Annotated in this window: 9 protein-coding genes; 2 read left to right on the top strand and 7 right to left on the bottom strand. The window is 42.9% G+C overall.

Annotation, left to right across the window (positions count from 1 at the left end):
* Positions 1–95 precede the first annotated feature (95 nt).
* Positions 96–737 (bottom strand): NAD(P)-dependent oxidoreductase, encoded by a 642-nt coding sequence (locus tag MUCPA_RS17210; protein WP_008508111.1) that lies wholly within the window; start codon positions 735–737, stop codon positions 96–98.
* A 296-nt stretch (positions 738–1,033) separates the two neighbouring features.
* Here MUCPA_RS17210 and MUCPA_RS17205 point away from each other — a divergent pair, with 296 nt between their 5' ends.
* On the top strand, positions 1,034–3,928 hold the full coding sequence (locus MUCPA_RS17205; protein ID WP_008508110.1) for a DEAD/DEAH box helicase: 2,895 nt from the start codon (positions 1,034–1,036) through the stop codon (positions 3,926–3,928).
* A gap of 293 nt (positions 3,929–4,221) precedes the next feature.
* Here MUCPA_RS17205 and MUCPA_RS17200 read toward each other — a convergent pair whose 3' ends face one another.
* A complete protein-coding gene (locus MUCPA_RS17200) occupies positions 4,222–5,601 on the bottom strand; it encodes an IS110 family RNA-guided transposase (RefSeq protein WP_008508109.1) in 1,380 nt (459 codons plus the stop codon).
* A gap of 287 nt (positions 5,602–5,888) precedes the next feature.
* Complete coding sequence (locus MUCPA_RS17195) at positions 5,889–7,208, bottom strand: IS110 family RNA-guided transposase (RefSeq protein WP_008508775.1); 1,320 nt, start codon at positions 7,206–7,208, stop codon at positions 5,889–5,891.
* 387 nt (positions 7,209–7,595) lie between these two features.
* Here MUCPA_RS17195 and MUCPA_RS37805 point away from each other — a divergent pair, with 387 nt between their 5' ends.
* The gene (locus MUCPA_RS37805) at positions 7,596–7,736 is read left to right on the top strand and encodes a hypothetical protein (protein ID WP_008508107.1); all 141 of its coding nucleotides are present in this window, start codon (positions 7,596–7,598) and stop codon (positions 7,734–7,736) included.
* A 299-nt stretch (positions 7,737–8,035) separates the two neighbouring features.
* Here the strand turns inward: MUCPA_RS37805 and aat are convergent, their stop codons facing one another.
* The 4 genes from aat to MUCPA_RS17175 all read right to left on the bottom strand — a co-directional run bounded on the left by aat (position 8,036) and on the right by MUCPA_RS17175 (position 13,754).
* A complete protein-coding gene (gene aat / locus MUCPA_RS17190) occupies positions 8,036–8,665 on the bottom strand; it encodes a leucyl/phenylalanyl-tRNA--protein transferase (protein WP_008508106.1) in 630 nt (209 codons plus the stop codon).
* 10 nt (positions 8,666–8,675) lie between these two features.
* On the bottom strand, positions 8,676–10,604 hold the full coding sequence (locus MUCPA_RS17185) for a DUF3857 domain-containing protein (protein ID WP_008508104.1): 1,929 nt from the start codon (positions 10,602–10,604) through the stop codon (positions 8,676–8,678).
* Between the two features lies 1 nt (position 10,605).
* On the bottom strand, positions 10,606–12,573 hold the full coding sequence (locus MUCPA_RS17180; protein ID WP_008508101.1) for a DUF3857 domain-containing protein: 1,968 nt from the start codon (positions 12,571–12,573) through the stop codon (positions 10,606–10,608).
* Positions 12,574–12,851: 278 nt separating this feature from the next.
* Positions 12,852–13,754, bottom strand: a complete 903-nt coding sequence (locus MUCPA_RS17175; RefSeq protein WP_008508100.1) for a menaquinone biosynthesis family protein — start codon at positions 13,752–13,754, stop codon at positions 12,852–12,854.
* Between the last annotated feature and the right edge of the window lie 3 nt (positions 13,755–13,757).

Here is a 13,757-nt window from a genome sequence, read left to right as displayed (position 1 = left end):
GCAATGACGCGTGGACAGAAGAGGCGCCCCTGCAGGGCGCGCTGCCTGAACTCCAAAGATAAAGCATCCGCCCAGCCAACGCGACCACCGAAACATTACCTATCGCTCCCGATAAAAGGAGCCTTCCGGATATATTGCCTATCACTGATCTGACTGATCAGAAAATACGCCAGATCGGTGGTGCTGATCTTCCCTCCGGGGCAATCATGCAGATCAACCACCGGATGCCAGCGCTCGTCGGTTGTTTCAATATAAGGCAGGCGCACTATCGTCCAATCAATATCGCTTTTGTCTAAAATAGCGGCTACGCTTTGTTTATCGGCAACAATTTCAGGGTAGGTTTGCTTCATATAATCAGTGAGCTGCCGGATATATTCCGTTTTGTTATCGCCTGGCATATCCAGGGTTAAGCCGGTAATTAAAATATAGCGTTTAATATTAAACTCGCGCATGGCGCAGAGTATGTTAGTAGTTGCCAGGCTTGATATTAAGGTTTCACCTTTTATCTGGCCTATAGTGCTGATCACCACATCGCAGCCCTGCAACAATAAGTGCGCTGTTTGGGGATCTTTAATATCCCCTTTTACTACCTCCATCAAGGTAGGCGATACCGGGTAAACCTCGGGCCTACGGATAAGCGACCGTACTTTAAATCCGTGTGATAACAATTGATAAGTTAAATAGCTACCGGTCTTACCGGTGCCCCCTAATAAGGCTACGGTTATATTTTGTGTCATAAAAAAATTCTTAATAATATTTGATTGTTATTAATGGTGGCCTGCCACTCAGGGGCAACGCAGCATAAGCGGCAATACATTGAGTATCCGCGGCATATCAGAAGCTGCTATTTTATAAAGAGAGTACGATGCCCTAAATATACCTTTTTAAGTTTTACCTACTAAATATTTATTGCATTGATGCATATTACAACCCGATAAATATTATTCGCCTCATTTTTTTTTGATTTGCTAAATATTCTGACTACGTTTGAATTTTTTGTTCATGTAACTTCTATAAATTTTTTATAGAACCTATGTTACGTGTAGACAGCAGTAAGCCTTGCCAAATAGTTTATGCCATTTGTAAGCATGAATACCTGTCGTACGTAATTGAACCACACATTGTACAGCTTAATCCCAACGGCGAATTCTCATTAACACATCAGCGCTTATTTTCAAATACAGCCAAAGAGTTTAGCAACTGCATCGACGAAACAGACGTTAAACTGGTCAAAATGCTGGAAGACCTGGAGCAAGGCGCCATCATTCGCAAGTATCATAAAAAAGCCATCCGCCCTATTGAGTTTTTTTCCAAAACTTTTAACGAGCAATTTTTTGAAACCATTCGCCCAAAAATGGAAAAACGAATGGTTGAGGCGCTGGGGCTGATGCGCAATAAAGAGGTTTACCAGATGAGCAAGGAAGGCTATCCTGCCGGTAAAAAACTGCAAATAGCCACAGAAGAAGCCTCGGTACTGTTCCATTTCAGGCGGAATGAAACGGAGATCAGGTATTTCCCAACCATCAAATACCAGGGATTGCGCATTGAGTTTATGTTTAAAAATGCCGAAATCATCAGCAACCATCCCGCCTGGATGTTGCTGGACGATACGCTGTATTATTTTGATAAGGATATAGAAGGCAAAAAACTACTTCCGTTTTTAAATAAACGGTATATTGCCATACCACGCTCGTCCGAGCAATCATATTTTGAAAAATTTGTTGCCCCGCTTATTGAAAAACATCATGTATATGCCGAAGGCTTTAAAATAAACAACGAAAAGCATGAGGCCACGCCGGTACTGAAACCTATTTATGTAGAGGGAGGCATCTCACAACTCCAGCTCTATTTTAAATATGCCGATTATGTTTTCCCTTTCGGGGATGGCAGGCAAGTATCTGTGCGAATAGAGAAAAACGGCGACGAGTATACCTTCCATCGCGTTAAGCGCTCTATTTCCTGGGAAAAAGGCCAGTTGCAGTTGCTGGAAAACATGGGTTTAAAAATGGTAACCAGTTTATTCCAAAACCTGGAAGTCAATACTGCCGAAGAAGAGGTTGATCATTCATTCTCTGTATTTGAGTGGCTCAACCAGCACCACGACGAACTGATAGCCAAGGGCTTTGAACTGGAACAACCAGAAGGCCAAAAACGCTACCTGTTTGGCAGCAGTAAAATTGACCTGGAGGTTAAGGAGGGTAACGACTGGTTTGATATCCATGCCGTAGTGCACTTTGGCCCTTACCAAATACCGTTTATAGAACTCAGAAACCATATCCTCAATCGTAAAAAGGAGTTCATACTCCCATCCGGCGAGATTGCTGTGATACCCGAAAAATGGTTCTCGCAATACGGTAACCTGCTGGCCTTTGCCGAACATGACAAAAATTTAAAGTTGCGCAAACACCACATTGGGCTCATTAACGATCTGGATGACGGCGCCATGGCAGGTGTTGCTATTAACCGTAAGCTGCAAAGGCTAACGGATTTTGAGCAGATGGACGAAGTAGATATGCCGGTGAATTTTACCGGAACCTTGCGCCACTATCAAAAAGCCGGCTACAACTGGTTTCACTTTTTAAAAGATTATAATTTTGGCGGTTGCCTTGCGGATGATATGGGTTTAGGTAAAACCATACAAACCCTGGCGCTACTGCAAAAAAACAAGGAGGAGGCAGAATTGGCCGGAGGCAAGGCTACATCCCTAATTATTATGCCTACCTCGCTTATTTATAACTGGCTTAACGAGGCTACTAAGTTTGCGCCACAGCTTAAGCTAATGATCCATACCGGGGCTTTGCGCAATAAAATTGCCGGGCACTTTGAACATTATGATGTGGTGATCACCACTTATGGCATCAGCCGCATTGATATTGATGTATTAAAGGGCTTCTACTTTGATTATATCATTCTCGACGAAAGCCAGAATATCAAAAACCCATCGTCCAAATCGTTCAAATCTGTTAAACTTCTTAAATCCCGTTTTAAACTAATATTGAGCGGTACACCGGTAGAAAATTCGGTAAACGACTTGTGGACGCAAATGTCGTTCATTAACCCGGGCTTGCTGGGTAGTCAGCAGTTTTTCATCAACGAGTTTGTAACGCCGATAGAGAAAAAGAAAGACGAAGAAAAAGCACGCAAACTACAAGCCCTGATTAAGCCCTTTGTTTTACGCCGCACCAAAGAACAGGTAGCTACCGAGCTACCACCTAAAACCGAGAATCTGTTTTACAGCAAGATGAGCGATGAGCAGGCGGAGGTTTACGAAAACGTAAAATCGGAATACCGCAACGAATTGCTGAAGAGCCTGGAAGACGGCACCTTTGCTAAATCGCAAATGCAGGTATTGCAGGGGCTGATTAAGCTAAGGCAGATAGCCAATCACCCATCCATGATAGACGATAACTACGAAGGTGATTCGGGCAAGTTTGAGGATGTTACCCACACCCTGAACAACGTTTTGGATGGAGGCCATAAGGTGTTGATCTTTTCGCAATTTGTAAAGCAGCTCACCATCTACAGGCAGCATTTTGAGAAAGAGCATATCCCCTACTTATACTTAGACGGGAGTACTCAAAACCGGGGCGAAATAGTGAAGAAGTTCCAGGAGGATGAAAAAACCAGGGTGTTCCTGATCTCGATCAAAGCCGGTGGCGTGGGCCTGAACTTAACCGAGGCCGACTATGTTTTTATCCTCGACCCCTGGTGGAACCCCGCCGTTGAGCAACAGGCTATTGATCGAACGCACCGGATAGGCCAAACCAAAAATGTGTTTATTTATAAATTCATCACCAAAGATTCGGTTGAAGAAAAAATACTGGCGCTGCAGCAGCGCAAACTCAAGCTATCCAGCGCCCTCATCACCACCGAAGAGAGCTTCATTAAATCATTATCGCCCGAAGATATTAAAGAGATATTGGGATAGTGGTTAGCCTATAGTTCTGAGCCTGAAGAAAGTCCGGAGTCTTGAGTTCTGAGTCAGGAGTCTAAAGCCGGGAGTCTTTTCTAAGCGCAGATATGGCCCATCCGAAAAAAATAGCGATGACGTTTTGAACCTGCTAAATTTATTTGATGCACAGCCAAAAGTGGCAAAGGCCCAGACTGCACGCCGGGTCGGTTTTGGCCTGTGAAGATAAAACAACAACTGTATGCGCTCGCAGAGGCCACCGCACCGTGCTTCGACAAGCTTATAATGACGTGGTGCTAAGTTGTTGATTATTAAGATACTTTTTGGAGTGTCCAACCTAATTTAGCTGCATCTTTTTGCAGTCGCGCGATCTTCCTGGCCAATTGTTTCTCTGGATCCTGTGCTATTTTCTTCGGATCATAAGGCTGTTGTTTAAGTACCATATGGTAAAAGATGACGGCTAGCTTTCTGGCTATGGCCTTGATGGCTTTTTTCTTTCCCCGCGTTCCTGCCAGCTTTCTGTATTGTTGGCCTAAAGGGCCTTTGTTTTGCCATAAACTGAATGCCGCTAGCCGGAATGCCTGCGAAGCAGGATTATGGGTTACCCGCTTTTCATGACCTACAACCCGCCCGCCGGTTATCCTTTGACGTGGAGAGAGGTTCAGCCAACTGGCGAATTGATTGGCTGTAGGCCATTTACTCATATCGGTTCCTGTGACCGAGAGTATCGTGAGCAGTCCGATCTCATCCAGCCCATCTACCTCCGTCAGGTCAACCCCCAGGATAGCCAGCAGATAATCCTTCAGATTGAAATGATATTGGTTCTTCCTCACCAAGCCCTTTTTTTTTTCGATGGGTTTGGTCAAAGCATCATCCTTTTGATGCACCAGCCTTTGAAGAGTTCCTTCAATATAGGTTTCGTAAGCCAGCATCTGTTTTTTTTGAAAGTCGAAGGCCTCCAGGTTCAATCGGAGCATCGTGACCAAATGAGGTCGGTAATCTCCTTTGAGTGAACTAAGCAGATCCTCAGGGCTGGCTTTCAATAGCGCATGATTGACCTGGGCCAATAACGTATCAGGATCGGTTGCCCCGGCGGCTATCAGGCGCAACAATTTCATACCAGCCACCCCTTCTATATCACTGATCAGGTGCTGGAATTTCACATTCATTTGGGTGAGGTTTTTTTGTATCCGGTTCAGTGTATCGCTTTTCTGATCCTTACAGGTGTCCCTTCCATGAATATATTGCCGCAGTTCACGGTAAGGCTCATCGGCGATATGGGAATGGCGCAGCATCCCGTAAGAGAGGAGTTGATGCAGCCACTGAGCATCATTTACATCTGTTTTTTGAGCTACGTTACGATAATGGCTAGGGTTAATCAGGGTGACACGCATGCCGAAATCCTCCAGGATAGTGAACAGTGTCATCCAGTAACTGCCTGTGGCCTCCATCCCCACTTCCTGTACGCCTGCTGTTTTTAACAGGGCAGCGAGTTCATGAAGGCTATCGGTAAAGCTGTCAAATGGCCTCACATGCGACAATCCTTCTCTATCCGTATAAGAGACTACCAACAGCATGCTGCCTACATCGACCCCTGCCGAACGCGGATATATCAGCTCGAAACGTTTCATCTTGATCCCGGCACCGCCTTGCGGTAGGGTTTTCTTCTTGTTTTTCTTAGCTTTGCTCATTGTTTTTTTTAAGAAACAGGGCAAGCTCTGCCACTCTAAAGGTGTTTAAGCTTATAAGCGCGGTGAGCCTTCTCCGAAAAGAGGGTTCCCATAAATATTTTTTGCAAAGAGTGACAGTCCCAAACTTATAAACGGGCTCTGGTCGGCCCCAAAGTATCATGCGGGGTGTGTAGCTTGCCTTGTTCTTTTTTCAAGTTTAGCCTTTTTTTACGATAAACGTCATCCCTATTTTTTCCCGGTTGGCAGGGTCCGTTACTTATAATGACGTCCATGTAAGTTATTGACTATCAGGCTGCTTTTTGAACGATCATACCGAGTTTAGCTGCATCTTTTTGCAGACGTGCTATTTTTCTTGCCTTTTGCTGTTCTATGTCTGGCTGTATCCGGGTGGCATCAAATGCTTGTTTATTAAGTACCATGTGATAAAAAATCACTGCCAGCTTGCGGGCGATAGCTTTGATCGCTTTTTTGCTCCCTTTTGTCGATGCTAATCTTCTGTACTGCTGCCCCATCGGACCTTTGCTTTGCCATAAACAATGCGCCGCCAACCGGAATGCTTGTGTTGCAGGATTATTGTTGTTACGTCTTTCATACCCTATTATTTTGCCTCCCGATATTTTGGGCCTCGGTGATAGATTTAACCAACTCACAAAATGTTCTGCCGTAGGCCATTTTTTCATATTCGTTCCCGTTACTGCAAGAATAGTTAAAAGCCCTATTTCATCCAGACCCTCTACCTCGGTAAGGTCTACTCCCAAAATTCCCAATAAATAATCTTTCAGATTAAAGCTGTACTGGTTCTTTCTTACCTTTTTTGTTTTCTGTTGGATAACTGTTGGCGCTTCGCCCTTACAAGCAAGAAGCTCCTTTAGGGTATGTTCAATATGACTTTCATAAACCTGCATTTGCTCCTTAAAAAAATCATAGCTTTTAAGCGTGATGGATAGAATATGAATATAATGTTGCTTATATTCTCCCTGTAGCGAGCTAAGCAGATCCTCCGGGCTGGCCTTTAATTTTGTTACATCAATGCGAGCCAGCAAGGTTTGCCCATCGCATATTCCTGAACTGATCGCCCGTAAAAGCTTCATACCTGCTACTCCCTCCACATCGCTGATTAAATGCTGAAACTTAATATTCATCAACGTCAGTGTTTTCTGCATTCGGTTAAGGCTATCGCTCTTATAGTTTTGGTATATTTCTCTTTCATGAAGATATTGCCTTAACTCCCGGTAAAGTTCAGGCGCTATGTGAGAATTGCGTATCAGGCCATGGGCCAGCAACTGATGCAGCCACTGTGCATCGTTGATATCCGTTTTCTGAGCCGATACATTCCGGTAATGACTTGGATTGACAAGGAACATCTCCATGCCATGCTTTTCCAAAATGTTGTAAAGTGATTCCCAATAAGGACCGGTTGCCTCCATGACTACCTTTTCAATGCCTTCTTTTTGCAGCAATTCCGCTAACTCATACAAACTGCTTGTAAAGCTGTCAAATTCACGCAAATTGATCATCCCTTCACGGTCGGTATAAGATACTACCATCAGCATGCTGCCGATATCTATGCCTGCTGAATGAGGATTTAACAATTCAAACCGTTCCATTTTTTTTGCGGTCTGCCCAGCGGTGGCACGCTTCTTTTTTTTGCTATTTTTGCTCATGTTCTTATAATTATAAAAACTAGGCAAGCTCGGTCACTCTAAAGAATATTTAAGCTTAAAAGCATGGTAAACTCTTCCGGTCAGAATAGTTCCCGATAATGTTTTTTTCAAAGAGTGACAGTCCCAAACTCAACAGCGGGCTCTTAACGGCGCCAAAGCGTGAACGGGTTATGTAGCTTGCCTTGTTTTTTTGCAAAATGCAACTTTTTCAGCATAACTATCTTTATTGAAAAAACGTCATCCCTGTTTTTTCCGGAGCGACGCCCGGTGGGATACTCAGCATGACACCCACATTGATAATCAATAAATACGAAGACATCATTAGAAGTAATGGACCCGGCCAACCGGAAAAAAACAGGGATGACGTTTGGAACTTCGGTAATTATTGAAGCACAGGCAAAAGCGGGCGAAGGCCAGACTGCACGCCGGGCCGGGAGCTGGCCTGTGGGCGGAAGGATCGGGCAGTCTTGACTTTTTTGGTTCTTTTTGTGTCAAGACAAAAAGAACAAAGCCCTTCACGCGGCGATTGAGCGTGCCGATGTTGTAAATTTAGAATAATGATTATCGGAGAAAAGATAGCACATTGATAATCAGCGCACCTAATACGATGCAGACTTACCGTTTTTAGAAGATCCCTCCTCACGTCGGGATGACATGACGGAGAGAGTTTAGCTTTGATAATCAACAACTTAACAAGGCATAATTATAAATCTCAAATCAGGCTCATTTCTCATTTACTCCCCTTATACTCAGCACACCCGACTCAGAACTCAAGTCTGAAGCCATTCCAAATACATCTCTCTGCTAATCATCCCTGCACCTAACGAAGCCAGATGATTGGTATAAACCTGGCAGTCTATCATCTGATATTTACCGGTTTGGCAAAGTGTGATGAGTGCGAGTTTGGATGCGTTGCTCACCTTGCTAAACATGCTTTCGCCGCAAAATACATTCCCAACCTCTACACCGTATAAGCCACCGGCTAATTCATCACCAAGCCATACCTCTACGGAATGTGCGTGCCCCAACTGGTGTAATTTGATATAAGCCTGCTGCATGTCGTTAGTGATCCAGGTGCCATCCTGATCAATGCGTTCAGCATTGGCGCAATTGACTATCACATCCGCGAAAGCGGTATCAAACTTAACCTTGAATTTGCCGGAGCGGATCACCTGCCGCATGCTTTTGGATACCTTTAGCTCGTTCGGAAAAAGCACAAAGCGCTCGTGGGGCGAATACCACAGGATAGGTGTCTCATCACTGTACCACGGAAAGATCCCGCTCCGGTAAGCCAGCAACAGCCTGTCCGGCGAAAGATCACCTCCTACGGCCAGTAAACCATCCTCTTCGGCCAGTTGCGGATCAGGAAATAATATGCGCTCATCAAGCCTGAATATCATCCCGGCAAAATTAAGCCTTCTTGCGGATCACCAATTTTTTATTTTGAACTTTGGCTATGTTATCCATATACTCCTGCATCTCGTTGTATTTGGCAGCAGGGATAGCATACCGGGTTAAGTTAAATTTGGCCGTACTTATTATTTGATTTTTTGCGGCATCGTAAACATAATTTACCTCGTAGTTGCCGTAGCTAAATTTAAGGCTCGCATTGGCAGGCATGGTTTCAACTTCAAACCCCTGTGGCAAATCAATGGTAGTAACACAGGTTTTTTGCATGGGGAATTCAAAATAGTAATCGCTTTTGCGCTTCTCTAAAACGGGTAAGGTTAACTGCCATAGGTTAAATACCCTTGGCTTATAAAACCTTTTATCGCCCGAAATAATATCGCAAAAGCGGTCGTACTCCATGTCAACATCCACTTCTTTAGTGCCTTCTTTATCCTCAACTGGCTTTAATTCAAGCGCAGACGGTTGCTTTAAGCCAAAATGCTGAATCAGCATTTTCTTTTGATCGTCTGCTTTCTCCTGATCTAAACCCAAAAACTCATCCCGGTATCCGCCGGTTACCCACAATTGCATTTTTGCCTTGGCTCCCCCATCGGCATCCAAAACTAAATGCACCTCACTTTTAAAGTGATTATCATCAATTGTGCTTTTGGGTGTATTCACCAATTTGCCGCCATCTTCGGTAATTAACAGGGCATTCCGGTTTTCGGTAAACGTACCTAATTTACCAAATGGCTTAAGTGTGTTGGTACATTCAAGCCAGGTGGTATCCCCTTTTAAAGGCACACATAATATAATGTGATTAAACGGATCGGCAGGAAACTCAGGATCCGCAGGCTCTTTATTCTCACCTCCGCGTACTATGGCATAATAACTCGGAATACCAACCGCTTTAAGTAAGGCAAACATATAGTTGGAAAGCGCCTTACAATCGCCATATTTTTTTTGATCAACAAAGGTTGCCGGGAATGGCTTTAAGCCACCGATACCTAACTGAATACTTACATAACGTACATTATGCTGCAGGTACTCATACAAAAATTTCACTTTCTCTTTGTCGGCCTTTAGGCCTGCTACCATTTGCCTTATCTCTTCTGCACGGGCCGGCGTAAGCGAATTTACATCGGCATTTAAACCCAATTGCCATTTTCCGTAATTTTTCCACGAGCTGATATCGCCGGGAATACCACCGTACTCAAAAGAATTGGCAGCAAAGAAGATGCCGGGTAAAACCTGCCAGTCTACTGCATCATCTTCCAATTTGATGGCTTTCAGGTTTTTTACTTGCCAAGTATATGAATCCATATCCCCTTTGCTAATCTCCGGTCTGATACTGGTGTGCTTGTTTTTGAATCTAAACCCAACAGCGGGATTAACTATAATACGATAAACAGAGTTTTGAACAGCTATATCAGGCTCTTGTATTTGCCATTCTCCTAAGTCCAGAAAGCTATTGCTACTCATTTCGGTGATTTTCTCAACTGTAACGGGATAACTTACAATGGTATGCCGTGTACTGATTATCCGATCGTCAGTAATAATCGACATATCATCATATGCTGCCCTATCATACATATCTCCTTTCCGGTATTTTTTAATAAGCTTCCCATCGGCATCATATACCATCATTTCAATAGTGTTTACGCTATTGAACTTGGGCTCATACCCTAAGCCGACCGAGGCCTCGCCTTCGGCCTTTTCGTTCAATATCGTTATGATACGATGCGATCTGGCAACTTTTCTTCCCGGCCCTTTTACGGTAACCTCTTTTAAGCTATAACGCACTACCGCGTTAGCGTCTTTCTTTAACGAGTCGGGTATGGTTGAAGCCTTATACAATTCGGCAGGGATATCTTTGCTTTGGCTAAAAGCATTATTAAAAAAGATGCCCAGGGTACCTATCAGCAAACAAACAAACGATTTTTTACACATATCAGGATTTTTTCAGCACAATCTGCTCGTTCAACATTTCGTACATTTTTTTATAAAATTCGCGTAGTTCGGCATAATTCTCTTTAAAAAAGATACTTTTTTTAAAGCTGATCATGTACGATATCTGGATCAAACCATCCTCTTCGCCTACCAGCCGTCTGAAACTGATGCTCTGATCGGGCATCATTAAGGTCGTATTTTTAGGGAGCCCCTCTGTTTTATAACCGGCCGGAATTTTATAATTGCCGTTGACGGAATATAGGCTGCGGTATCCAAAATCAATATCCGAAGCTCGTTTTTCACTCAGGAAGGGATTACTGCGCATGGATAAAAACATGTTCGGGTTGAAATAGATATAATCGCCATCAGAACCGGTAAGGGTTAACTTAAAGTCGATCTTTTGACTGAGTGGCAAGCTATCCACATCCATGTTTTCAAACTTCAGGGATGAAATGCTAAGGTTATTATCGTTATCCTTTAAAAAGGTTTTGTATTTATCCTCACCGTCCCTTTTATACTTTTCTACAGTACTAAGCTTCTGGTAACTAAAATTATTGATCTCGGCAGTGCCCTCCATTTTACCGTCAGCCAGAATATTGGCTTGAAGGAATACCGATTTCCTGGCAGGTTGTGTTTTATCGATAAACAACATACCGTATTGTTTATCATCCTTATTGATTTGGAAACCGTAGGAATTAAGCAACTCATCCGGCACTTCGTTATAAACGTTATACCTGTTTGAAGCATCCAAAATATAACGCTTTGTACTATCAACCGGGATATAGGCCACAGCGCGGTTAAACTGGTTTAAATTAGGGTAATAAGGATTTACACGCCCGTTATCACGTGTACTCACCATCATAGGGTAAGCTTTTAAACCGGCTTGTTTAAGTAAATGATACAATACCAAGTTAATCTCGGTTGAATTTCCACTTTGCTTTTCCCAGGCTTTGGATGTGCCATCGTTGGTATACCACCGGTCAACGTCGTTCCACTTCATTCGGTTCTTAACTGCATTAAAAACGTACGCTATTTTTTCATCATCCGTTTTTAACGTTTTAGCTTTCGCAATAATTAATTCTTCGTCTTTAAGTTTCCTTTTAAATTGTGAGCCAAAATCTTCATCCTCACATACGGTATTGCCTATTTTGTCCCATGTTTCGTTATAGTTACGAACGAAGCCCCCTATCGGCCTGATACTGGTTAACTGAAAATAAAGCCCCTGCAGGTTATCGGCTCTGGAGCGCATATAAGGCTCATCTTGTAAGGAGGGTATATTGGCTATGCCGCGCACCTGGTTATCAACACTATAGCTAACAACATCCTGCCCGCTACCAATACTTTTTGAATCGGAGCTCGATGTGTGTTTTACATAGGCTGCAGCCGTGCGGGTTTGTGTTTTATAGAAAAAGATATCGGGTACCTGGGTGCTTAGCTCGCTGTAGCGCGTTGGTATGTTATCCTGAAAAATCCAATCCGGAAAATTCCATACATAATCGGTTTGCCAACGGTATTTAAATTCGATAACCGATCCGGGTTTTACATTAGGAAAGGCAAAAACAATAGCCGTGTGCACCTTATCAAGGTTTTCGGTATAGATCAGCTTTTTCTCCAATTTGGTAATTTCGGGCTTTCCGTTAACCTCATTGATCGTTTCAACCTGGATATCGGTTATACTTTCAAGGCGATTACCGCCAAAAAACGGTATCCTGATATTGGCTTCATCCTTTCCTTTATCATTAAAAATTTTGATACGCTTATGGCGCTCCATTACAATACTAAAATTCTGATCAAAATACACATCGCCCTTATCAAAAAGAACCATTGCGTTGGCATCTTTTTCAAAATCACAATTTTTTAATTCAAGGTCGGCAACGTCAATTTTTCCAAAAGCCTGTGTTTGAGCATGTAACCGATGGAAATAGCACAAGCAAACCAGGAATAAAACAAGAGTAGATATTTTTTTCATGAGCGGATATTTTGCCGGAAATTAGATAAAATATCAATCAAAAAATATCTTTTTGAGCATAAAAAAACGAACAATATCTACATTAACAGCTAATTAATATTTCAGGCATCCGGTTAATTATTAGTTACAATTATATCTGCAAATAATTTAAAACCAGATTAAACCTTTAAAAAGACTGGCAGTCAAATTACCGAGTAGCGTCATTTATTTGAATAACATTTCTCAATTTTTTATATTTTAGTTTAGGTATGGGTCCCGGCTGGTTACCGGGACCTTTTTTATGCAGTTAAAAACAACTCGTTTTTTATTGGGGGGATAATATTTTTCTCCTGGGCTTTATCAAAAAGCAAACGGATAGCCTTACGGCCCTCAACACCCAGCTCAACCGAATATTGGTTAACATACAGGTCTATATGCTTATACATCACTTCTTCGCTCATTTCCTGGGAGTGCGAGCGGATAAAATCCAATCCCGATTTTGGATTGGCAAAAGCAAACTCAACCGATCGCCTTAAAACCCGGTTCACTTTCAATTGCACATCCAACGGTAAATTACGATTAATTACAATGCCGCCCAGCGGTATGGCGCAGCCGGTTTGTTTCTCCCAATAATCGCCCATGTCCATTAGTTTAGTTAAACCCTTGTCCTGGTAAGTAAAACGGTTTTCGTGGATGATGAGTCCAAAATCAATACTGCCTTCAATCAAGGCATTCTCAATTTCGTTAAATTTCATTTCAATTTTGTTAACCGCGTCGGGGAAAGCCAGGCTTAGTAAAAAGTTTGCTGTAGTATACTTGCCGGGTATACCTATTTTAAGTTTAGAAACCACAGCAGCTAAATCAGCCTGATTTTTTGCCCTGGTATCAGCATCTGTGGCTGTGTAACCCGCCTCCATAAAAAAACGTTCAAGCGGCCCTTTGTATATCAATAAGGGGCCAACGCCAAAACCCAGCGCACTGCCCGAATCCATCAGTACATATTGATCGGCAACATAGGCAAAGGCATGGTAGCTCAGTTTGGTAATATCTAAAGTATTGTTAAACGCCTTTTGGTTTAGCGTTTCCACATCGTCAAAATAAACATCAAACTCCAAACCTTCTGTATCAATTTTATGATGGATAAGCGCATCAAAAATAAAGGTATCGTTTGGGCAGGGCGAAAAACCGAGGGAAAGTTTCATCAT

This window comes from Mucilaginibacter paludis DSM 18603 (assembly GCF_000166195.2).
Lineage (GTDB): Bacteria > Bacteroidota > Bacteroidia > Sphingobacteriales > Sphingobacteriaceae > Mucilaginibacter > Mucilaginibacter paludis.
Note: the sequence above shows the minus strand (reverse complement) of the source record. Positions and strands in the feature narration are given on the sequence as shown.

Coding starts and splice junctions, on each gene's coding strand:
- MUCPA_RS17180 (WP_008508101.1), bottom strand. CDS start 12,573: ATGAAAAAAATATCTACTCTTGTTTTATTCCTGGTTTGCTTGTGCTAT.
- MUCPA_RS17175 (WP_008508100.1), bottom strand. CDS start 13,754: ATGAAACTTTCCCTCGGTTTTTCGCCCTGCCCAAACGATACCTTTATT.
- MUCPA_RS17195 (WP_008508775.1), bottom strand. CDS start 7,208: ATGGAACGGTTTGAATTGTTAAATCCTCATTCAGCAGGCATAGATATC.
- MUCPA_RS17205 (WP_008508110.1), top strand. CDS start 1,034: ATGTTACGTGTAGACAGCAGTAAGCCTTGCCAAATAGTTTATGCCATT.
- aat (WP_008508106.1), bottom strand. CDS start 8,665: ATGATATTCAGGCTTGATGAGCGCATATTATTTCCTGATCCGCAACTG.
- MUCPA_RS37805 (WP_008508107.1), top strand. CDS start 7,596: ATGGACCCGGCCAACCGGAAAAAAACAGGGATGACGTTTGGAACTTCG.
- MUCPA_RS17210 (WP_008508111.1), bottom strand. CDS start 737: ATGACACAAAATATAACCGTAGCCTTATTAGGGGGCACCGGTAAGACC.
- MUCPA_RS17185 (WP_008508104.1), bottom strand. CDS start 10,604: ATGTGTAAAAAATCGTTTGTTTGTTTGCTGATAGGTACCCTGGGCATC.
- MUCPA_RS17200 (WP_008508109.1), bottom strand. CDS start 5,601: ATGAGCAAAGCTAAGAAAAACAAGAAGAAAACCCTACCGCAAGGCGGT.